The sequence below is a fragment of the Paraburkholderia atlantica genome, assembly GCF_000092885.1.
Taxonomy (GTDB): domain Bacteria; phylum Pseudomonadota; class Gammaproteobacteria; order Burkholderiales; family Burkholderiaceae; genus Paraburkholderia; species Paraburkholderia atlantica.
Genome location: NC_014118.1, coordinates 414,505 through 434,178, shown reverse-complemented (window position 1 = coordinate 434,178; position 19,674 = coordinate 414,505). Strand labels below are relative to the sequence as shown.

The 19,674-nt window shown below is 64.0% G+C and carries 19 protein-coding genes; 14 read left to right on the top strand and 5 right to left on the bottom strand.

The window, feature by feature from the left end; translation table 11 throughout:
• Nucleotides 1-26: 26 nt before the first annotated feature.
• Nucleotides 27-3,041 carry a hybrid sensor histidine kinase/response regulator gene (locus tag BC1002_RS17985; protein WP_238537987.1) on the bottom strand — a complete coding sequence of 1,005 codons (3,015 nt, stop codon included), beginning with the start codon at nt 3,039-3,041 and terminating at the stop codon, nt 27-29.
• A gap of 682 nt (nt 3,042-3,723) precedes the next feature.
• On the opposite strand from BC1002_RS17985, the gene BC1002_RS17980 reads away from it, so the two are divergent.
• Both BC1002_RS17980 and BC1002_RS17975 read left to right on the top strand, forming a co-directional pair.
• Entirely contained in the window at nt 3,724-4,026 is a 303-nt protein-coding gene (locus tag BC1002_RS17980) for an ArsR/SmtB family transcription factor (RefSeq protein ID WP_013091421.1), read from the top strand.
• Between the two features lie 84 nt (nt 4,027-4,110).
• Nucleotides 4,111-5,169 (top strand): alkene reductase, encoded by a 1,059-nt coding sequence (locus tag BC1002_RS17975; RefSeq protein WP_013091420.1) that lies wholly within the window; start codon nt 4,111-4,113, stop codon nt 5,167-5,169.
• Nucleotides 5,170-5,262: 93 nt separating this feature from the next.
• On the opposite strand, the gene BC1002_RS17970 is transcribed toward BC1002_RS17975, so the two are convergent.
• Nucleotides 5,263-5,790: a GNAT family N-acetyltransferase gene (locus tag BC1002_RS17970; protein ID WP_013091419.1), complete on the bottom strand. Its 528-nt coding sequence runs from the start codon at nt 5,788-5,790 to the stop codon at nt 5,263-5,265.
• A gap of 152 nt (nt 5,791-5,942) precedes the next feature.
• On the opposite strand from BC1002_RS17970, the gene BC1002_RS17965 reads away from it, so the two are divergent.
• The 4 genes from BC1002_RS17965 (at nt 5,943) to BC1002_RS17950 (ending at nt 9,183) form a co-directional block, all read left to right on the top strand.
• Nucleotides 5,943-6,590 carry a VTT domain-containing protein gene (locus BC1002_RS17965; RefSeq protein WP_013091418.1) on the top strand — a complete coding sequence of 216 codons (648 nt, stop codon included), beginning with the start codon at nt 5,943-5,945 and terminating at the stop codon, nt 6,588-6,590.
• Between the two features lie 115 nt (nt 6,591-6,705).
• Nucleotides 6,706-7,158, top strand: a complete 453-nt coding sequence (locus BC1002_RS17960; protein WP_013091417.1) for a MarR family winged helix-turn-helix transcriptional regulator — start codon at nt 6,706-6,708, stop codon at nt 7,156-7,158.
• Between the two features lie 45 nt (nt 7,159-7,203).
• Nucleotides 7,204-7,770 carry an isochorismatase family protein gene (locus tag BC1002_RS17955; RefSeq protein ID WP_013091416.1) on the top strand — a complete coding sequence of 189 codons (567 nt, stop codon included), beginning with the start codon at nt 7,204-7,206 and terminating at the stop codon, nt 7,768-7,770.
• 63 nt (nt 7,771-7,833) lie between these two features.
• The gene (locus BC1002_RS17950; RefSeq protein WP_013091415.1) at nt 7,834-9,183 is read left to right on the top strand and encodes an MFS transporter; all 1,350 of its coding nucleotides are present in this window, start codon (nt 7,834-7,836) and stop codon (nt 9,181-9,183) included.
• A 39-nt stretch (nt 9,184-9,222) separates the two neighbouring features.
• Here the strand turns inward: BC1002_RS17950 and BC1002_RS17945 are convergent, their stop codons facing one another.
• The gene (locus BC1002_RS17945; protein ID WP_013091414.1) at nt 9,223-10,179 is read right to left on the bottom strand and encodes a LysR family transcriptional regulator; all 957 of its coding nucleotides are present in this window, start codon (nt 10,177-10,179) and stop codon (nt 9,223-9,225) included.
• Nucleotides 10,180-10,462: 283 nt separating this feature from the next.
• On the opposite strand from BC1002_RS17945, the gene BC1002_RS17940 reads away from it, so the two are divergent.
• The 3 genes from BC1002_RS17940 to aroQ are packed head-to-tail and all read left to right on the top strand — an operon-like array spanning nt 10,463 to nt 13,478.
• Nucleotides 10,463-11,866: an MFS transporter gene (locus tag BC1002_RS17940; RefSeq protein ID WP_013091413.1), complete on the top strand. Its 1,404-nt coding sequence runs from the start codon at nt 10,463-10,465 to the stop codon at nt 11,864-11,866.
• Nucleotides 11,867-11,917: 51 nt separating this feature from the next.
• Nucleotides 11,918-12,988, top strand: a complete 1,071-nt coding sequence (locus BC1002_RS17935; RefSeq protein WP_013091412.1) for a Gfo/Idh/MocA family protein — start codon at nt 11,918-11,920, stop codon at nt 12,986-12,988.
• A 52-nt stretch (nt 12,989-13,040) separates the two neighbouring features.
• Nucleotides 13,041-13,478: a type II 3-dehydroquinate dehydratase gene (gene aroQ, locus BC1002_RS17930; RefSeq protein WP_013091411.1), complete on the top strand. Its 438-nt coding sequence runs from the start codon at nt 13,041-13,043 to the stop codon at nt 13,476-13,478.
• On the opposite strand, the gene BC1002_RS17925 is transcribed toward aroQ, so the two are convergent.
• Complete coding sequence (locus BC1002_RS17925; RefSeq protein ID WP_013091410.1) at nt 13,475-14,554, bottom strand: hypothetical protein; 1,080 nt, start codon at nt 14,552-14,554, stop codon at nt 13,475-13,477. The two genes, aroQ and BC1002_RS17925, sit on opposite strands and share 4 nt — an antisense overlap.
• A 119-nt stretch (nt 14,555-14,673) precedes the next feature.
• Here BC1002_RS17925 and BC1002_RS17920 point away from each other — a divergent pair, with 119 nt between their 5' ends.
• The 3 genes from BC1002_RS17920 (at nt 14,674) to BC1002_RS17910 (ending at nt 17,534) form a co-directional block, all read left to right on the top strand.
• Nucleotides 14,674-15,579, top strand: coding sequence for a LysR substrate-binding domain-containing protein (locus BC1002_RS17920; protein WP_013091409.1), 906 nt, complete (start codon nt 14,674-14,676; stop codon nt 15,577-15,579).
• A gap of 97 nt (nt 15,580-15,676) precedes the next feature.
• Nucleotides 15,677-16,351 carry an HAD-IA family hydrolase gene (locus tag BC1002_RS17915; protein WP_013091408.1) on the top strand — a complete coding sequence of 225 codons (675 nt, stop codon included), beginning with the start codon at nt 15,677-15,679 and terminating at the stop codon, nt 16,349-16,351.
• A 34-nt stretch (nt 16,352-16,385) separates the two neighbouring features.
• The gene (locus BC1002_RS17910; RefSeq protein ID WP_013091407.1) at nt 16,386-17,534 is read left to right on the top strand and encodes a DSD1 family PLP-dependent enzyme; all 1,149 of its coding nucleotides are present in this window, start codon (nt 16,386-16,388) and stop codon (nt 17,532-17,534) included.
• 9 nt (nt 17,535-17,543) lie between these two features.
• Here BC1002_RS17910 and hpaR read toward each other — a convergent pair whose 3' ends face one another.
• Complete coding sequence (gene hpaR / locus BC1002_RS17905; protein WP_035490605.1) at nt 17,544-17,951, bottom strand: homoprotocatechuate degradation operon regulator HpaR; 408 nt, start codon at nt 17,949-17,951, stop codon at nt 17,544-17,546.
• 190 nt (nt 17,952-18,141) lie between these two features.
• Here hpaR and BC1002_RS17900 point away from each other — a divergent pair, with 190 nt between their 5' ends.
• Both BC1002_RS17900 and BC1002_RS17895 read left to right on the top strand, forming a co-directional pair.
• A complete protein-coding gene (locus tag BC1002_RS17900) occupies nt 18,142-18,915 on the top strand; it encodes a fumarylacetoacetate hydrolase family protein (RefSeq protein ID WP_013091405.1) in 774 nt (257 codons plus the stop codon).
• Nucleotides 18,912-19,670 (top strand): fumarylacetoacetate hydrolase family protein, encoded by a 759-nt coding sequence (locus tag BC1002_RS17895; protein WP_013091404.1) that lies wholly within the window; start codon nt 18,912-18,914, stop codon nt 19,668-19,670. The genes BC1002_RS17900 and BC1002_RS17895 overlap by 4 nt, the downstream gene beginning before the upstream one ends.
• The last annotated feature ends 4 nt before the right edge of the window (nt 19,671-19,674 follow it).

Genomic DNA, 19,674 nt, shown 5'->3' with positions numbered 1-19,674 from the left:
CGCTGATGCTGCGCTGACGCCGAAACTCATGCGTCGGACTGCTCGCCAATCGCGCGCCGCGCGAGCGCCGAGTATGCGAGTGGCTCGAAACGATCGAGTCCATCCTTGACGGCGGCAATGTCGTTATTTCTGGCTTGCTGCTCCATCTGCGCGCACGCATTCGCCACTTCCGTTTCCTGAATCATCGCGAAAGATCCGCGCACCGCATGAAGTTGGGCGAGCACCGTTTTCATATCCCGAACTTCAACGGCGGCATGCAGTTCCCGAAGCGAATCCTTCATCGCCTGGGTCATCGCAGCATGGATGTGCTCGGGCAATGGCCCTTGCGAGATGTCGCGCCTGCCCATGGTGTCGATCGCGGGACGTCTGGCGGCCTCGTCGACCACCCGCCGCACCATCGCGTCCATCGTGTCGAGCAGGACAGGCTTGAGCAGGACCTCGTCGATTCCCGCGTTCGTGCATTGCGCCCGCACTTCTGCCGCGACATGCGCAGTAATCGCGATGATCGGCACCGTCGCGCCTTGAGCGCGAAGGCACCGCGCGAGCGCGTACCCGTCCATTCCCGGCATATTGATGTCGGTCATCACCAGATCGTAGTGGCGCTCGTTGAAGCGCCGCAATGCCGCCCCGCCACTATCGGCCATATCGGCGTCGTATCCCAGCGTAGCAAGTTGCGCGACGAGCAACTCCCGGTTGGCGAGTTGATCGTCCACAACGAGGATGTGAATGGCGTTTGTGTCGATCTCGGTGGACTTCGATTCGGCCGTGGTATGTCCTGCGGCGCTGACTTGGCGGTCTGCACTCACCGGAATGGGCAAGGTCACGACAAAAGTGCTTCCGGCATGTAACTCGCTCTTCACCCAAATCGTGCCATGCATCAATTCGGTCAGGCGCAGACAGAGCGCGAGTCCGAGGCCTGTTCCGCCGTAGCGCCTCGCAATCGAGGAATCGGCCTGTGTAAAAGCATGAAATAGCGACTCCTGCTGCTGCGGGGTCATGCCGATGCCGGTGTCGCTGACGCCGATCACGATCGGAGAATCTTCGGCCGTGTCGTCCTTCAGGTAGACCTCGAGCAGTACATCGCCCGTGGCGGTGAATTTGATCGCGTTACTGACCAGGTTGATCACGATCTGCCGGATTCTCGTCGGGTCACCTAGATAGTGCGGCGCGAGCGCATCGTCTATCACGCAGTCGAACTCGAGTCCCTTCGCCTGCGCGACTGGTTCGAACATCGCGGCCACCTCACGAATCACCTGAGCGAGATCGAAGCTGATCGACTCGAGCGTCATCTGACCCGACTCCACCTTCGAAAAATCGAGAATGTCGTTGATGATGCCGAGCAGCGCGGTGGACGACGACGTAACGACCCCTACCCGCTCCTCCTGCAACGGTGACAACGGCGAGCGTCCGAGCAACTCGAGGTTGCCGAGAATGGCATTGAGCGGCGTGCGTATTTCGTGGCTCATCATCGCGAGGAACGCCGACTTTGCCTGGTTGGCAGCGTCCGCCGCGGCACGCGCCTCGTCCAGCTTGCGTTCGGTGTTTTTCAGCGTCGTGACGTCGGAAAAACTGCACAGCAACACATCTTTCCCGCGATACTTGGTGCGCACGATGCTCACCAGCAGGTCGTCCACGCGGCCATCGGCCAGCCTTAGCGGCATCTCCAGATCGGACTGCCACGCGGGAGCGCCAGGGCTGCGGTCATACAGTCCGAGCAAACGCTCGTGCAAGCGTGGCTCGTCCGGATGCGTGTTCAGTTCATAGGCACGCATCAGGTTGCTCTGCAACAAGATATCGCCCTGTTCGAAAGACAGCAGCGCGAACCCGGACGGCGCGGCGGCAACCATCGTGCGATTCAAGGCTTCGCTTTCGAATACTCGTTGCGAACGTTCGTAGTCGGGCTTGAAGAGCTTGTGATCGAGCATCAACAGAAGCAGCCACATGAACCCCAGGACCAGCAGCACCACTGCAATGTAAGCAGCGAGGCGTGGCCCCAAGTCGCGCAGAATCGTGCGCCACGTGAATGCGTAAACGATGGTCCAGCCAGAATTCGTTACTTCCGCACTGGCCATGAAAAGTCGATTGCGATAGCGACGGCTTTCTCCGGTTCGCTCCGCCGCTTGCGGACGAGACTCGAGAATCCGTTGCGTCAGCGCAGCGCCGGTACCCGGCGTGGCTGTACTGAGGATCACGTTGCCGGCGGAATCGAGCAGCAGCGATTCCTCATCGTAGCGCCCCCCGGCAAGTATTTCGATTACGGAACTCAAGTAAATCTTTCGGACAGCCACGAGGAAAATCTTGCCCTCGCTAAAAGCCGGCATGACGAGCCGGATTGCGGGCTTGTCGCCGAATGGATCTGTGGCTGGCGGAAACCAGGTCGCACCCTCGCCCTCTCGCAACCTCTCGATCACCGTTGGGTCTGTCAGATCGCCGATGTCCGGGGCAATGCGGTCGAGAAGCTCGTGAACGTCTTTCGTGCCGCTTTGCTTGACCGGGTTGCCCGATGCCGGTGCAGGAAGAATTCCGACGAAGCGCCGGTCCGGCGAATAGAAATAGCCTGACACCGCATTGGTCTGCACCTTGGCCCAAGGTCCAACACGATAATGAAAATCGACGCCGAGCGCGAGATACGGTGCAAAATCCGATGCGGGGTGCGACGGACCAACATCGCCGAGCATCATCACCGGGTCAAAATTCGCGTGTCTCTGCAGAATGACTTGTCCATGCTGCGCAGCAAATTCGTCGATGAGGGCCGCGGGTGCAAGTGGTCGCGTACCCCACCCCGATTCCTCATGGAGGATCGCGGCTCGCAAGGTTCTTTCCCGCTCGAGGAACTCAAGTTGCACGCGAATCTGGCGTAGAGAGAAGTCTCTGTAGCGATCCTCTATGTATTCCGCGATCGCCGAGTGCAGCAAAACGCCGGTCAACAGCACCAGCACAAACGAGATGGCGATGCCCGTCCCCATGACCAGCGCCCGCTGATATCGGTTCAGCCTGCTTGGCTCATCAATGTGTGCATCGCCATTGGGTGCGTAAGTCACACGCTCATGTCCAGTGGAATCTGTGCTCTTTGATGGCATGGCGGACCCGGATCCGGGACCTTGGAGATGATTTCAGCATCATACGGCCAATCTGAAGCGTTGCGCGTTTGAAGTCATTCGAGCCGCGTTCATGCAGGGACCGACGAGCGCAGGTCCGCACGAGAAGTGCTGCGTCTTGAGGTCGCCGCGTTGCGGTGATGCCTGACGGCTAGATGACAAGGCGGCAATCTCATGAAAAAAATATGCCGTTCAGTTGCTTGACTGAACGGCATTACGGCGACGGCGGGGTAATAACTGAACGGGACGATCAGGAGATGACTCCGGACGCCAACCGCGACAACGTAGGCAGAAAGAAGCGCTATTCCAAGGCCGTAGATGCCTCGTAGCACCGCGTAGTTGAGCTCGCGCGACATTAGGGAGAACTTCGACCAGCGACTCATCCTTCGAGCCGTCGGGACAATGCTGCCGCCCGTCGTTGCTGCGAATGACCGTCCCGAAAACCGTAATCGCCGCGCACCGCCACGCAGCGCGATCCAAACTTCACGTCGATAACCTATCGCCCCATTCCCAGTAGTGCCTTCGCACATATCGTCAAATTCCGATATATGATTCGTACCGTAGCGATGCAATTGCGCGCACGCCAACCAGCGTGCCGTTTGTCGAACCACCTGAAACCATCCACATGACGCCCGATTTCGACGCGATCCACAAAGCGCTGGCCAACCCCGTCCGCCGGGAGATTCTCGGCTGGCTGCGCGAGCCGTACGCGCACTTTGCCGATCAGGAGCTACCGCTCGACCACGGCGTGTGCGCGGGCAAGATCGACGCGCGCTGCGGCCTGTCGCAGTCCACCGTGTCGGCGCATCTCGCCGCTTTGCAGCGCGCGGGGCTCGTTACGTCGAAACGGGTCGGCCAATGGGTGTTTTTCAAACGCAACGAGCCCGTCATTCAGGCGTTCCTCGAATACATGAACGCCACGCTCTGAGCACCGCACTCGCATCGCCGCGTTTCCTTCTTTCACGCAGTCTTATGAGGCACGGGCCCTGCCCGCCGCCAAAGGTGAACTCTCATGCCGACTCTTTTCGATCCGCTGCAAATTGGCGATATCACGCTGCCGAACCGCATCATCATGGCGCCGCTCACGCGTCAGCGCGCCGAGGAAATTCGCGTGCCGAACGCGCTGATGGCGCGCTACTACGCCGAGCGCGCGAGCGCCGGCCTGATCCTCAGCGAAGCGACATCGGTCACGCCTCAGGGCGTCGGCTATGCGGACACGCCGGGCATCTGGTCGCAGGAACAGGTCGAAGGTTGGAAACTCGTCACGCAGGCCGTGCACGACGCGGGCGGCAAGATCTTCCTGCAGTTGTGGCACGTCGGCCGTATTTCGGACCCGGTGTTCCTGAACGGCGAGCTGCCGGTCGCGCCGAGCGCGATCGCGGCCGGCGGTAACGTGAGCCTCGTGCGGCCCGAGCGTCCGTTCGTGACGCCTCGCGCCCTCGAGCTCGATGAAATCGCCGGTGTCGTCGAAGCATTCCGCAAGGGCGCGGAAAACGCCAAGGCCGCGGGCTTCGACGGCGTCGAAGTGCACGGCGCGAACGGCTATCTGCTCGACCAGTTCCTGCAGGACAGCACCAACCAGCGTACCGATATCTACGGCGGCCCGATCGAGAACCGCGCGCGTCTGCTCCTCGAAGTCACCGACGCGTGCATCAGCGTGTGGGGCGCAAACCGCGTCGGCGTGCATCTCGCGCCGCGCCGCGACTCGCATACGATGGGCGATTCCGATCCGGCCGCAACGTTCGGCTATGTCGCGCGCGAACTCGGCAAGCGCAAGATCGCATTTATCGCCGCGCGTGAATCGCTCGGCGACGACCGCCTCGGCCCGCAGCTGAAGAAAGCGTTCGGCGGCCCGTACATCGCGAACGAGAAGTTCACGAAGGAAACCGCGCAGCAGGTGCTCGACGCCGGTGAAGCGGATGCGGTGGCCTGGGGTAAGTTGTACATCGCGAACCCGGATCTGGTACGCCGCTTCGCTGAAGATGCGCCGCTGAACACGCCGGTTCCGGCGACGTTCTATGCGCGCGGCGAAGCCGGCTACATCGATTATCCGGCGCTGGAAGCGGTGTAATCGGTAGTGACAGCGGGCTCAAGTCCGCTGTATGAGATGGCAAAGCGGCGGGCGTGACTGAATTTCAGCCACGCCCGCCGCCTTTTTTGCGCGCTACGCCAGATCGCGCCGCATGAACACCCGTTTCGACTCATCGAGCCCGCGCGCGATATGCGCGTCGCGCAGCGCAACCAATGCCGGGTCGAGTTCCGACGTGTCGAGGTCGCGAAAACCGAGCCGCCGGTAGTACGGCGCGTTCCACGGCACGTCGCGATACGTCGACAGCACGAGTTGCGTCAATTGCCGCACGCGCGCGATTCGCGCGACCTCTTCGATCAATGCCGCGCCGATGCGCCTGCCCGCGTGCGAGGTCAGTACATCGAGCTCCTGAATGTAGATGCGCGTCGGTTGCGGCTCGAACATCACGAAGCCCACGCAAATCTCCTGCTGGTCGAGCGCGACGACGATCTCGCGCGCTTCGATCTTGCGCTCCACGACCTCGCGCGCCATCGGCGGTGCGTCAGCGATGCCCGTCATGCCGACGCTGACGAAACGCAGGCCCGCTTCGAATTCGATGGCGCGAATCGTTTCCACTTCGTGCGGCGCGGCAAAACGGAAGGTGATGGCGGAGTCGCGCGACATGGCGTTGCATCTGATGAAGACCACCCGAGTTTGACATCGGCGCCGCAACATCGACAAGCGTCAAACGACATAAACTCGCGCAAGAGCGCCCTCACCCACGCTCGCGGGACTACACTCATCAGATCCGAACGCCACCTGAGGCTCATGCCAACATGAACCTGATGAATGCGCTGCAGATCGCGCTGCACCTCGACCAGCACCTGAGCGCGCTGATCGTGCAATTCGGCACGGCAATCTACGCACTGCTGTTCGTCGTCGTGTTCGTCGAATTCGGTTTTCTGCCGTTGTTCTTTCTGCCCGGCGATCCGCTGATCTTCATCTGCGGCGCGCTCGCGGCCACCGGTGCATTGAACGTGTGGATCATCGCGCCCGTGCTGTTCGTCGCGACGGTGGCCGGCAGCGTCGTCGGGTACGCGATCGGCCACGCGGTCGGCGACAAGGTCTATACCCGCAACTACTACTGGCTCAACCGCAATGCGCTGAGCCGTGCCCACGCGTTCAGCGAGGCGCGCGGCCGCCTGACCTTCCTGCTGTCACCCTACATCGCCGTGGTGCGCACGTTCGCGCCGTTCGCCGCGGGCGTATCGCGAATGACGTTCTCGCGCTTCGTCACGTTCGTCACTGCCGGCGCGGCGCTGTGGATCGTGTCGCTGATCGCGGCCGGCTATCTGTTCGGCAACGTGCCGGTGGTGCGCGAGCATCTGAGTTCGCTGGTGTTGCTGGGCCTTGCGCTCGGCGGTGCGATGCTGGCCGGCGCCGCGGTCTGGCGCTTTTTCAACCGACGGATGCGGGCGCGTTGAGGCGATCGTGGCCCGGGCGTACGGCGTCCCGCCACCTCAAAACTTGACCCTGGCGAGATACGAAGGTAACCTTCGCAGGATACCTTCACATCATGTCATCGCGTGAGTTCATCGCATGAGCAAATCCCCTCCCCCCGTTACGCCGGAAGAACTCCATACGCTGGCCGAAGACCTGCGCGTGCTGGCGGGCAAGCTGCGCCGGCGTCTGCGCGAAGAGTCGCATGTCGGCGACTTCACGCCGTCGCAGGTGCAGGTGCTGAACTTGCTGGAACGCGAAGGCCCAGCCACCGTCACCGCGCTCGCGCGCGCGCACGGCATGCGTCCACAGTCGATGGGAGAAACGCTCGCGGCATTAAAAGCCGCGGGGCTCGTCAGCGGCGCGCCCGATCCCGACGACGGTCGGCAGACGGTTCTGTCGCTGACGCCTTCCTTTCGCAAGAAGGTCAAGGCAAGCCGCGCGGCGCGCGAAGACTGGCTTTACCGCACGATTCAAACTCGCTTCACCGAAGCCGAACAGCAACAGCTCGCGACGGGCGTCGATCTGCTGAAACGCCTCGTCGATTTGTAACTCGCGATTCGCGCACGCGCGTCTCGCCACTCGCAGGAGCACTTCATGGCACTCACTACTCTCGATGCCAAAACTGCACTGATCGTCGTCGATCTGCAGCGCGGCGTCGTCGCGCTGCCCACCGCGCCCCATTCGGCCGGCGAAATCGTCGAACGCTCGGTGATGCTGCTCGACGCGTTCCGCCGCCACGGCCTGCCGGTCGTGCTCGTGAATGTCACCGCCGGCGCACCGGGCCGCACCGACCAGGGTCGCCACTCCGCCGACTTCCCGGCCGGTTTCGCCGATCTGTTGCCCGAACTGAAGCCGCAGCCGTCGGATCATCTGGTCACGAAGCGCACGTGGGGCGCCTTCACCAACACGGATCTGGCCTCGTATCTGCAACGGCAAGGCGTGACGCAAGTGGTGCTCGTCGGTATCGCGACCAGCATCGGCGTCGAATCGACCGCGCGTTTCGCGAGCGAGGCAGGCCTGCACGTCACGCTCGTCGTCGACGCGATGACCGATCTGAACGCCGAAGCGCACACCCACAGCATCACGCGTATCTTCCCGCGCCTCGGCGAAACCGGCACGACGCAGGAAGTGCTCGATCTGCTCGAACGCTCGCGCGCTTAAAGCCTGAATTGACGCGAGTCACCACCCGCATCCGGCCCACCCCGCGTTGAGGAAACCCCTGCCGTGAGCACCACGTTCCGTTCGCTGCGCATCTTCAACTATCGTGTCTGGGCGAGCGGCGCGCTCGTCTCGAACATCGGCACATGGATGCAACGCACGGCGCAGGACTGGCTCGTGCTGACCGAGCTTACGCATCACAACGCGACGGCTGTGGGCATCGTGATGTCGCTTCAATTCGGCCCGCAGATGTTGTTGCTGCCGCTCACCGGCTACGCGGCCGACCATTTCGACCGCCGCAAGCTGCTGTTCGCGACGCAGGCGGCGATGGGCACGCTGGCGCTCGCGCTCGGTCTGCTCACGGTCACGGGGCTCGTGCAGCTATGGCAGGTTTACGTGTTCGCGGGTCTGCTCGGCTGCGTGACCGCGTTCGATTCGCCCGCGCGCCAGACCTTCGTATCCGACCTCGTCGGCGAACGCGATCTCGCCAACGCGGTCGGGCTCAACTCCACGTCGTTCAACGCCGCGCGCATGCTCGGCCCGGCGGTCGCGGGTCTGCTGATCGCGTCGGTGGGCAGCGGCTGGGTGTTCCTGATCAATGCGCTGTCGTTCGTCGCGGTGCTCGGCGCGCTGCGCATGCTCCGGCTCGACCAGTTGCATATCAAGCCGCGCAATGTGCGCTCGCGCGGCAGCTTCGTCGAAGGCTTCAAATATGTATGGACCCGCCCCGATCTGAAGGCGGCGCTGCTGATGCTGTTCCTGATCGGCACCTTCGGCCTGAACTTCCCGATCTTCATCTCGACGATGTCCGTCACCGCGTTCCGTGCCGGCGCCAGCGAATACGGCCTCCTGAGTTCGACGATGGCGATCGGCTCGGTCACCGGCGCGCTGCTCGCCGCGCGCCGCGCGCGGCCCACGATGGGGCTGCTGCTCGGCGCCGTCGCGCTGTTCGGTGTCGGCTGCACGGCAGCCGCGCTGATGCCGAACTACGTGCTGTTCGGCATCGTGCTAGTCGTGATCGGCGTGTCGACGCAGACCTTCACCACCTCGACCAATAGCCTCGTGCAACTGACCACCGAGCCCGCGATGCGCGGCCGCGTGATCGCGATCCTGCTCGCGATCGCGCTCGGCACCACACCGCTCGGCGCGCCGGTGGTCGGCTGGGTCGCCGACCGTTTCGGCCCGCGCTGGGCGCTTGGCGTCGGCGCGGCATCGGGGTTCGGCGCGGCGCTCGTCGGTCTGGTCTATCTGATGCGATACCGGCAGCTGCGCTTCTATCGTGAAGGCTGGCTCCTGCGCTACAGCATCGAAGACCCGCGACCCGTCATGGCCACCACGGTGTTTCCCGACTCCGTCACGACGGTTCAGCGCAGCGAGCTCGACGAGGCGGAAGAGGATACGGCTTCGAGCGTATAAGCGCGCAGCGTCCGAACCCCGGACCCATCCAGGCGCAGCTCAGAGTCCGCCGACGCCGCGCGTCACCAGCGCATACGGCCCGCACGTCAGCTGCTCCCTGAGAAACTCGATGCACACCTGAATCCGCGCCGACGACGACAAGCGCGCGGCCGTCACCGCCCACACATCGGCGGATTGCTGATAGTCGGGCAGCACGCGCACCAGTTCGCCCGCGCGCAGGCTCTCTGCCACGTCCCAGATCGATACCATCACGATCCCGTAGCCCTGCTTCGCCCACTGCACGACGATGTCGCTCAGATTCGACGCGACCGTGCCCGTCACCTTCACGCTCTTTTCGCCGTGCGGCCCACTGAGACGCCACACCCCGAAGCGGTCGTCGCGGCCGCGAAACAGCAGGCAATCATGGCCGGTCAGATCGTTGAGTTCGACCGGCGCGCCGTGCCGCTCGAGATAAGCCGGCGACGCGCACAGAATGCGCGCGCTCTCCACCATCTTGTGCGCGATCAGATGCGGCTCCTGCACTTCGCCCACGCGCACGTCGATATCGAAGTTCTCGCCGACCACATCCGCGCGCCGATCCAGCAGTTCGAGCCAGATTTCGAGGTTTGGGTGGCGCTCGCGCAGCATCGCGAGAATCGGTGACACGTGCTTGCGGCCGAGCCGCAGACTCGTGCTGATGCGCAACACACCGCTCAGCTCGGTGCGGCGATCGGCGAACGCGTCGGCCATGCCCTGCACGTCGTCGAGAATTTTTTGCGCCCACTGCAGCGCGGCTTCGCCGTCGCTCGTCACGCTGACGCGGCGCGTGGTGCGCTGAAACAACTTCACGCCGAGACCGGCTTCGAGCATTGCGATGCGCTTGCTCACATGCGACGGCGACAGCCCCATCTCCGTCGACGCCGCGACAAAACTGCCGCGCCGCGCGATATGACAGAACAGCTGCAGATCGCGCAGGAAGGATTCATTCGTGGCTGTGAGCGCATTCTGATTTTGCATCTGGACGCATTGTGTCGGCGCATAACGCTATTACCCTAGCTCCAACGGATTGGTTGGGCAAGGGCGGTCGTTCGAATGCCGGTCTGCATGCAATGCCCGGAGCACGCATGCCGTGGTTAACCCGCAGTGCGCCGGGGCGGCGTATGACATGCGTCGATCCGTACCGTTGTGCTGCACCGCGGTAACGGGATCAGGAAAATCCTGGCTTGCGCGGTGCCCGTTTAAAAGCGCCAATGATTCAGCCGTAGAAGCTGACAAAAACATTTCCCATTCAGGAGACGACATGCAAACGAACGCATCCGCAAGCAGCGGGCATAGCTCGCAGGCGCGCAAGGCAACCGCCAGCGGCTGGATCGGCTCGGCACTCGAGTACTACGATTTCTTCATCTATGCGCAGGCCGCCGCGCTGATCTTTCCTCAACTGTTCTTCCCTTCCGGCAATCCCAAGATCGCGATCGTCGCATCGCTCGCAACCTACGGCGTCGGCTACGTCGCGCGGCCGATCGGCGCAATCGTGCTCGGGCACTGGGGCGATACACACGGGCGCAAGAACGTACTGCTTCTTTGCATGTTCCTGATGGGTCTGTCGACGATGGCGGTCGGTTTGCTGCCGACCTATCACCAGATCGGCTTTCTCGCGCCGGTGCTGCTCGTCGTGCTGCGGCTGATCCAGGGGTTCGCGGTCGCTGGCGAGATCTCGGGCGCCAGCTCGATGATCCTCGAACACGCGCCATTCGGACGACGCGGCTACTACGCGAGCTTCACGCTGCAAGGCGTGCAGGCCGGGCAGATTCTCGCCGCCGCGGTATTCCTGCCGCTCGCCTATTACATGGACGACGCCTCGTTCAACTCGTGGGGCTGGCGCATTCCGTTCCTGCTCAGCGCGATCGTGCTGATCGCCGGCTACATCATCCGCCGCGAAGTCCACGAAACGCCCGCGTTCGAGAAGGAAGGCGCGAGCGGCGGCGTGCCGCGCTCGCCGATCGTCGAAGCGTTCAAGTACAACTGGCGCGACATGCTGCGCGTCGTGCTGTGCTCGCTGATGAACGTGATCCCGGTCGTCGCGACGATTTTCGGCGCGGCGTACGCGGTGCAGCCGTCGTATGGAATCGGCTTTTCGAAGAGCCTGTATCTGTGGATTCCGGTGATCGGCAATATCGTTGCGGTGCTGGTGATTCCATATGTGGGCAATCTGTCCGATCGGATCGGCCGGCGCCTGCCGATCATCGTCGGCGCGCTCGGCGCCGGGCTGCTTTCTTTCGCGTATCTGTACGCGATCAGCATCCACAACGTGCCGCTCGCGATGGTGATGTCGATCCTGATGTGGGGCGTCATCTATCAAGGCTATAACGCGATCTTCCCGAGCTTCTATCCGGAACTGTTCCCGACGCGTTCACGCGTCTCCGCGATGGCGATCGGCCAGAACATCGGCACGACGATCACCGCCCTGTTGCCGGCCCTGTTCGCCTACGTCGCGCCGCCGGGATCGCACAACGTGCCGCTGACGATCGGCGCGATCACGTTCGGCATCACGATCGTCTGCGCGATTTCCGCATGGAGCGCGCGCGAGAACTTCCGTGTGCGGCTTGGCGACCTCGGCGAAAAGAACGTCGTGCCGATGGACAAGCTCAGCTACGACGCGCTGCGCGCGCAAAGCATGGCCGCAGGAAAAAAGGCCGTTGCTTGAGCCCGCTTGCCCGTTAGCGCGTTTTAGTCAGTACTTTCAGGGAACCCGCTCATGACCAGCATTCGGATCGCCGTCGCCGGCGCGGGCTACATCGGCCGCGCTCATATGGCGGTCGCGCAGCAAAGCGACGCGTGCACGCTGTCGGCGATCGTCGATCCGTCGCCCGCGGCCGCCGCGCTCGCGGCCGAGGCGGGCGTGCCGCTGTTCCGCACGCTCGACGAACTGCTCGAACGCGATTGCCCGGACGGCGTGATTCTCGCGACGCCGAACCGGCTGCACGTCGAACACGCGTCGCGTTGTCTCGCGGCGCGCGTGCCGACGCTGCTCGAAAAGCCGATCGCGCCGAGCGTCGACGAAGCGGAAACGCTCGCCGCCGACGCGGAGCGCAGCGGCGTGCCGCTGCTGATCGGTCATCATCGCGCGCACAGTCCGATCATGGCGCGCGCACGGCAGCTGATCGACGAGGGACGGCTCGGCAAGCTCGTCGCAGTGATGGGCAGCGCGGTGTTCTTCAAACCCGACGAGTACTTCGCCGACGCCGACTGGCGGCGCCAGCCCGGCGGCGGTCCGATCCTGCTGAACATGATTCACGAGGTGCACAACCTGCGCATGCTGTGCGGCGACATCGTCGCCGTGCAGGCTTTCTCGTCGCATGCGACGCGCGGCTTTCCGGTCGAGGATACCGTCGCGATCAATCTGCGTTTCGCGAACGGCGCGCTCGGCAGCTTCATGCTGTCCGATACCGCCGCGAGCGCGCGCAGCTGGGAGCAGACGTCGCAAGAGAACAAGGCCTATCCGTCGTATCCGGACGAAGACTGCTACGTGATCGCGGGCACCTTCGGCTCGCTCGCGGTCCCGACGATGCGTCTGAAAACCTACGCCAAAGCCGCGGACCGCTCGTGGTGGAAGCCGTTCGACGTCAGCGTCGCCGAGATGACGCGCGACGATCCGCTGAAGCTGCAGCTCGAGCATTTCGTGCGGGTGATTCACGGCAAAGAGCCGCCGCTCGTCAGCGCACGGGACGGCTTGCAGAATCTGCGTATTACCGAGGCGATCGTCGAAGCGGCGAGGACCGGCGCGGTCGTCGACACGCCCCGCGCTGTCGCGCCGGCGATCCACTAAAACAAACTGAAGTCGCGTCGATATTACTCAGTTGATCAAACAGGATGGCTATATGAAAACATTCGTGATGCTGCACGGCATCAACCACAACATGTTCGGCAAGCGCGATCCCGCGCAATACGGCACGATCACGCTCGAAGAAATCGACGCACGGCTGCGCGCGCTCGGCGACGAGCTCGGTGTGCGGGTCGACAGCTTTCAGACCAATAGCGAAGCGGCGATGTGCGAGCGCATTCACCAGGCGTTCACCGACAACGCCGACGGCGTGCTGATCAATGCCGGCGCATGGACGCACTACAGCTACGGCATTCGCGATGCACTCGCGATCCTGACCGTGCCGGTGGTCGAGATCCACATGTCGAACATTCACGCGCGCGAAGCGTTCCGGCATCAGTCGGTGTTCGCGGAGATCGTCAAAGGGCAGATTTGCGGCTTCGGTGTGGACAGCTATCTGCTCGGGCTGCGCGCGGCGGTGTCCGCGGCGGGCTAGCGCCACGTTTCGGTCAATTCGTTGGCCAGCACCATTTTCTGGCGGACCACCTCGGCGAAGGCCGGGTCGACACCCGCCTGCGCCTTCAGGAATTTCAGCGCGGCCGAGTGCACGGCGCGCAACGCGCCGCCGTCGATGCCCGTCATGCGCGCCGCGCTGCGCCGCGTTTCAACGACCAGATCGCGCGCGCCCGTGAAGTCGGGTGACAAGCCGCATTGCGCGTCGAACGCGGCGCCTAGACCGGCCGCGTAGTCGCGCGATTCGCCGAGCCGCTCCATATCGATCAGCAGATCGACACCCTCGCCCATGCGCAGCGCGCAGAGAATCCACAACGCAATGAACGCGCGATACGCGTTGTCGCTGTCCACCGTGCGCGCGAATTGCTCGCAGGCGACCGCATATGCGTCATCGGGCATCGGCGGCAGGGGCGGCAGGCGCACGCCGCACACGCCCAGCGCCTCGCGCACCAGCGGATCGATCTGGTTCAGACCGAGCACGCGAAACGGTGCGGCGACGAAGAATGCATTGCTCCATTGCTGCCGCAGCAGCCAACCCGACGCGAACTGCGACGCGGGATTGCGCAGCACGCCCACGTGCAGCGCCTCGGCAAACGCGCGCTTCAGCCACGGTAGACGACCGCCCGTGCGGCAAAACTTGAACACCGGCACACGGCCCTGCTCGATCGCGTGTGCGCTCAGCGCTTGCAGATAGGCCTTCAGTGACGGGAATGTCGCATCGGGCTCGCGCGTAAATCGATCGATGCTGAAACGCCGGTCGTAACCCGCGACGCCGCGCGCGTCTTCGCGCAAAAACGGCCGGTACTCATCGAAGTATGGCGCGGCGAGCGGCGGATGCCCCGAGGTGAAGGTGGGCCGCGAGGCGGGCACGTCGGCCAGTTTGAGATCGGCGAGCACGTTGCTGAGCGGCTCGTAAAAACCGGCCGCGCCTTCGAGTTCGCGTAGCCTCGACCACACCCACGTGCCCGCGCTGCGCCAGCCCGTGTGCAGAAAAACCGCCTGTTTCAGCGGAGTGTTGGGCGCTGCGTCGTTCGCGGACGACTCATGAGGCAACGACATGGGACTTCTCTTCCAATGATTGAATCGATAGACCGGAAGCGCCACTTTACCCTGTGAGCGATCGGGACGCATTATGCTGCGAGTTTCCACGCTCCCGCCATTGCACCCACCTCGCCCTCATGAACGATTCGGCCGATATCCGCTTCCTGCTCACACTGCGCGCGAGCGGCAGCCTGATCGCCGCAGCGCGGCGGCTCGCGCTATCGCCGTCCGCGGTGACGCAGCGCCTGCAGCAGCTCGAAAAGAAGCTCGGCGCGCAGCTCGTGAACCGCAGCGCGCGCCGCCTGCAATTCACCGACGAAGGCCTGCTGCTGTGCGAGCGCGGCGCCGAGCTGATCGAGCAATTCGACGCGTTGTTCGACGATCTGCAAACTCGCCGCGGCGGTCTCGTCGGCACGCTGAAGATCAATGCGCCGCTCGGTTTCGGACGACGCCATCTGGCGCCGCTGATCAGCGAGTTCCAGCAGCAGAACCCCGATATCGACGTCGCGCTGACGCTGTCCGACCGGCCGTTGACCGAAACGCTCGATCGCTTCGATATCGTCGTGCATATCGGCGAGTTGCCTCTGTCGAACCTGATCGGCTATACGATCGCGCCGAACGCGCGCTTCGTCTGCGCGGCGCCCGCGCTCGTCAAGCGAATCGGCCAACCCGGATCGCCGGAAGCACTGAGCCGGCTACCGTGCATCGTGCTGCGCGAAAACAACGAGGACGTGTCGCTGTGGCAGTTCAGCAAGGGCCGCACGCGTCGCAGCGTGCGCGTGTCCGCGCATCTGAGCTGCAACGACGGTGACGTGATCCGACAATGGGCCTGCGAGGGACGCGGCGTGATTCTGCGCTCCGAATGGGACGTCGCAGACGACCTTGCGAAGGGCAAACTCGTGCGTCTGCTGCCGGGCTGGAAAGCGCCTGATGCGAACGTGATCGCGCTCACGCATCAGCGCACGGGGCTGCCGGCGCGCACGCGCCATTTCATGCAGTATTTGCAAAGCAGCTTCAGGCCACTGCCGCCGTGGCGGCGATGATTCAGTTTGCCTGAATCTAAGAGTCAACCGGCCTGAACGCTTACGTACGATCAGAAACCTATAATCAGCTCATCCTCAACAGCCGGCCCATGCAATCATGACTGCCGTCGCCTACTCCGCCGACAACCCCGCCTACCCCGACGCGGTCCTGTTCGACCTGCTCACCGCCCTGCTCGACTCGTGGACCTCGTGGAACCGCGCGGCAGGCTCCGGCGAAGCGGGCCGCGCATGGCGTGCCGCCTATCTGCGTCTGACGTACGGCTGCGGCCGCTACGTTCCCTACGAACAACTGGTGCGGGAGGCTGCCACGCAGGTCGGTTTGTCCGAAGCGGCCGCGAACGCGCTCGAAGCGGACTGGCTGAACCTGACGCCGTGGCCCGGCGCGCTCGACGCATTGCGCGCGCTCGCGCCGCACTGCAAACTCGCGGTCGTCACCAACTGCTCGACGCGGCTCGGCTTGCAGGCGGCCGCGCTGTTGCCCGTGCGCTGGGACGCGATCGTGACCGCCGAGGAAGCCGGCGTCTACAAGCCGGACCCGCACCCGTACCGCCTCGCGCTCGATAAGCTCGGCGTGGAAGCGCGGCGCGCCGCGTTCGTCGCCGGGTCGAGCTATGACATGTTCGGCACCGCGGCCGTCGGTCTGCGGACCTACTGGCACAACCACGTCGGCCTGCCGCTCGTCGCGGGCGCGCAGGCGCCCGAGCGCGAAGCGGCATCGCTCGACGGGCTCGTGCCGTGGCTCGCAAGCTTTGGCCGCCATCATCGGCACTGAACCTCCAACCTCACCTCGTTCCTCAGGTGCAAGCATGAAACTCGAACAGATCGAAACCCCGGCCGCATTGATCGACGTCGCGCGGATGCAGAAGAACATCGCGCGGATGCAAGGGCGGATGAATGAGCTCGGCGTCGCGTTCCGGCCGCACGTGAAGACCACCAAGTGCATCGACGTCGTCCGCGCGCAGATCGCCGCCGGCGCGCGCGGCATCACGGTATCGACGCTGAAGGAAGCGGAAGCGTTCTTCGCGGCCGGCGTCGACGACATCCTGTACGCCGTCAGCATGGTTCCGTCGAAGCTGCCGCGCGCACTCGCGCTGCGTCGCCAGGGCTGCGATCTGAAGCTGGTGGTCGACAATCCGACCGCCGCCGCGGCGCTTGCCGCGTTCGGCGACCAGCACGGCGAAACGTTCGAGGTCTGGATCGAGGTCGATACGGACGGCCATCGCTCGGGTATCCAGCCTGAACAGCAGACGCTGCTCGACGTCGGGCGGATTCTGCACGAGAACGGTGTGAAGGTCGGCGGCGTGATGACCCATGCGGGTTCGAGCTACGAGTTGAATACGCCCGAAGCGCTCGCCGCGCTCGCGGAGCAGGAACGCGCGGGCTGTGTGCGCGCCGCCGAGCGGCTGCGCGAAGCGGGCATTGCGTGTCCGGCCGTCAGCGTCGGTTCGACGCCGACCGCGCTCGCCGCGCGGAATCTCGAAGGCGTCACCGAGGTGCGGGCCGGCGTCTACGTGCTGTTCGATCTGGTCATGCACAACGTGGGCGTTTGCACGCTCGACGACATCGCGCTCAGCGTACTCACGACCGTGATCGGTCATCAGGAAGACAAAGGCTGGGCGATTCTCGATGCGGGCTGGATGGCGTTGAGCCGCGATCGCGGCACCTCGCGGCAGTCGCACGATTTCGGTTACGGGCAGCCGTGTTTGCTCAATGGCACGTTGCTGCCGGGCTATGTCGTGAGCGGCGCCAACCAGGAGCACGGAATTCTTGCGGCGGCTCAGGCCGATCCGCATGCCGATGCACAGAGCGCCGACATCGCGCAGCGCTTTCCGATCGGTATGAAACTGCGCATTCTGCCGAACCACGCGTGCGCGACCGGCGCACAGTTTCCCGAGTATCACGCGGTCGCGCCGGACGGCAGCAGCGTCGAGTGGCAGAGGTTTTACGGCTGGTAAGCCACCGCGTCACCCCTCCTCTTCCGACAACCCCGCCAGCAGATCGTCAACCGCGCGATACACGCGCTCGACGATCTCCGGTCCCACCTTGCGCTCGAGCTCGCGATAGTGCGCCTCGAGATCTTTCGAAATTACACGCACCAGTTCGATGCTCGTATCGGTCAGCGACACGAGTACGCGCCGTTGATCCTCCGCGAAACGTTCTTTCGTCACGAGTTCCATGCTCTCCATGCGCGCGAGCACGCCGGCCATGCTCGGGCTCGAAATCGTGCAGATGTCGGAGATCTGGCGCGGCTCCATCGGGCCGTGCTCGTTGAGCGCGCGAATCACTCGCCATTGCTGCTCGGTGAGTCCGTGCGCGGTGATCAACGGACGAAAGCGCTCCATCATCTTTTCGCGAGCGCGTAATAACAGCATCGGCAGGTTGCGGTGCAAAACTCGAGTGGACGCAGCGGACATGTCGGTAAGAAATCAGAAAGAAAAGCCGTCGAAGCTTACGGGAAAACCCGCGATCAACTGACAGCCTATTGACCGTCAATCATATCAAGCAGGATACTACTAACATCTTAGTGTTTTCGCCGAACTTTCGCCACGAGGCTGCGCATATATGTTTGCCCTTGCCGATCATCTACTGCATCCCGAAGGCGACGCGCTGCCTCGCGACGTCGACGCGCACACCGCGGCCGCATTGCTCGCGCGCGGCGTCGCATGTCGCGCGCCGGTCAGCGGCGCCGTGTACGGAGTCCTGCTTAACGATCGCGCCGCCTTGAACGCGCTGGGCGACGCAGTGCATGCGGCACCCTACAAGGCTCCGCCGAAAGCACCGATTCTGTATCTGAAGCCGCGCAATACGCTGGCCGGACATCGGGCGCGCGTGGCCGTGCCGGATAACACGCTCGGCGTCGAGGTCGGCGCGTCGCTCGGCATCGTGCTCGGCCGCACCGCGACGCGCGTCGGTGTCGAGCGCGCGGCGGACTATATCGCTGGCTATACGCTGGTCGGCGATCTGAGCGTGCCGCATACCAACGTGTATCGCCCGAACGTACGGCTGCGGGCACGCGACGGCTTCTGCGTGATCGGACCCGCGCTCGTCGCCGCGCGCCATGTCGCCGCGCCGGATCGGCTCGACATCGCCATCTCGCTGAACGGTGCCGAACCGTTTATCGCGAACACCGCATCGTCCGTGCGCAACGTCGCGCAATTGCTCGCCGACGTCACCGACTTCATGACGCTGAACGCGGGCGACGTGCTGACGCTCGGCGTGCGGCACGGCTCGCCGGTCGCGCATGTCGGCGATACGGCCACGTTGTCGGTCGGCACGCTGCCGCCCTTGACCATATCGTTCGTGGGCGTCGATCAACGCAACGGAGAACAAGCATGATGCGCGGCCGCGTCGCCTATGCGGGAGCGATTCACGAAGCGTATCCGCACGAGCAGGGTGTCCGACTCGCCGACGGCCGCGTGCGTCGCGAGGACGAAGTGGTCTGGCTCGCGCCGATCGAAGTCGGCACGATCTTCGCGCTCGGGCTGAACTACGCGGAGCACGCCAGGGAGTTGCAGTTCAGCAAGCAGGAAGAACCGCTGGTATTTCTGAAGGGACCGGGCACGGTACTCGGCCATCGCGGCGTCACGCGCCGCCCAGCCGACGTCACGTTCATGCACTACGAGTGCGAACTCGCGGTCGTGATCGGGCGAACCGCGCAAAACGTCGCGCGCGAAAACGCGATGCAGCACGTGGCCGGCTACATGATCGCGAACGACTACGCGATTCGCGACTACCTCGAAAACTACTATCGCCCGAATCTGCGCGTGAAGAATCGCGACGGCGGCACGGTGCTCGGCCCCTGGTTCGTCGACGCCGCCGACATCGCCGACGTCACGCAGCTCGAGCTGCGCACGTTCGTCAACGGCACGCGTCAGCAATGCGGCAATACGCGCGATCTCGTCACCGACATCCCCGCGCTGATCGAATACCTGAGCGGCTTCATGACGCTCGCACCCGGCGACGTGATCCTGACCGGCACGCCCGAAGGCATCGTCAACGTCAACGCGGGCGATGAAGTCGTCTGCGAGATCGACGGCCTCGGCCGTCTCGTCAACACGATCGTATCGGACGCGGACTTCGGCCGCGCCTGATGGA

Coding starts and splice junctions, on each gene's coding strand:
- BC1002_RS17980 (WP_013091421.1), top strand. CDS start 3,724: ATGACGCCCGATTTCGACGCGATCCACAAAGCGCTGGCCAACCCCGTC.
- BC1002_RS17975 (WP_013091420.1), top strand. CDS start 4,111: ATGCCGACTCTTTTCGATCCGCTGCAAATTGGCGATATCACGCTGCCG.
- BC1002_RS17970 (WP_013091419.1), bottom strand. CDS start 5,790: ATGTCGCGCGACTCCGCCATCACCTTCCGTTTTGCCGCGCCGCACGAA.
- BC1002_RS17965 (WP_013091418.1), top strand. CDS start 5,943: ATGAACCTGATGAATGCGCTGCAGATCGCGCTGCACCTCGACCAGCAC.
- BC1002_RS17960 (WP_013091417.1), top strand. CDS start 6,706: ATGAGCAAATCCCCTCCCCCCGTTACGCCGGAAGAACTCCATACGCTG.
- BC1002_RS17955 (WP_013091416.1), top strand. CDS start 7,204: ATGGCACTCACTACTCTCGATGCCAAAACTGCACTGATCGTCGTCGAT.
- BC1002_RS17945 (WP_013091414.1), bottom strand. CDS start 10,179: ATGCAAAATCAGAATGCGCTCACAGCCACGAATGAATCCTTCCTGCGC.
- BC1002_RS17940 (WP_013091413.1), top strand. CDS start 10,463: ATGCAAACGAACGCATCCGCAAGCAGCGGGCATAGCTCGCAGGCGCGC.
- BC1002_RS17935 (WP_013091412.1), top strand. CDS start 11,918: ATGACCAGCATTCGGATCGCCGTCGCCGGCGCGGGCTACATCGGCCGC.
- aroQ (WP_013091411.1), top strand. CDS start 13,041: ATGAAAACATTCGTGATGCTGCACGGCATCAACCACAACATGTTCGGC.
- BC1002_RS17925 (WP_013091410.1), bottom strand. CDS start 14,554: ATGTCGTTGCCTCATGAGTCGTCCGCGAACGACGCAGCGCCCAACACT.
- BC1002_RS17920 (WP_013091409.1), top strand. CDS start 14,674: ATGAACGATTCGGCCGATATCCGCTTCCTGCTCACACTGCGCGCGAGC.
- BC1002_RS17915 (WP_013091408.1), top strand. CDS start 15,677: ATGACTGCCGTCGCCTACTCCGCCGACAACCCCGCCTACCCCGACGCG.
- BC1002_RS17910 (WP_013091407.1), top strand. CDS start 16,386: ATGAAACTCGAACAGATCGAAACCCCGGCCGCATTGATCGACGTCGCG.
- hpaR (WP_035490605.1), bottom strand. CDS start 17,951: ATGCTGTTATTACGCGCTCGCGAAAAGATGATGGAGCGCTTTCGTCCG.
- BC1002_RS17900 (WP_013091405.1), top strand. CDS start 18,142: ATGTTTGCCCTTGCCGATCATCTACTGCATCCCGAAGGCGACGCGCTG.
- BC1002_RS17895 (WP_013091404.1), top strand. CDS start 18,912: ATGATGCGCGGCCGCGTCGCCTATGCGGGAGCGATTCACGAAGCGTAT.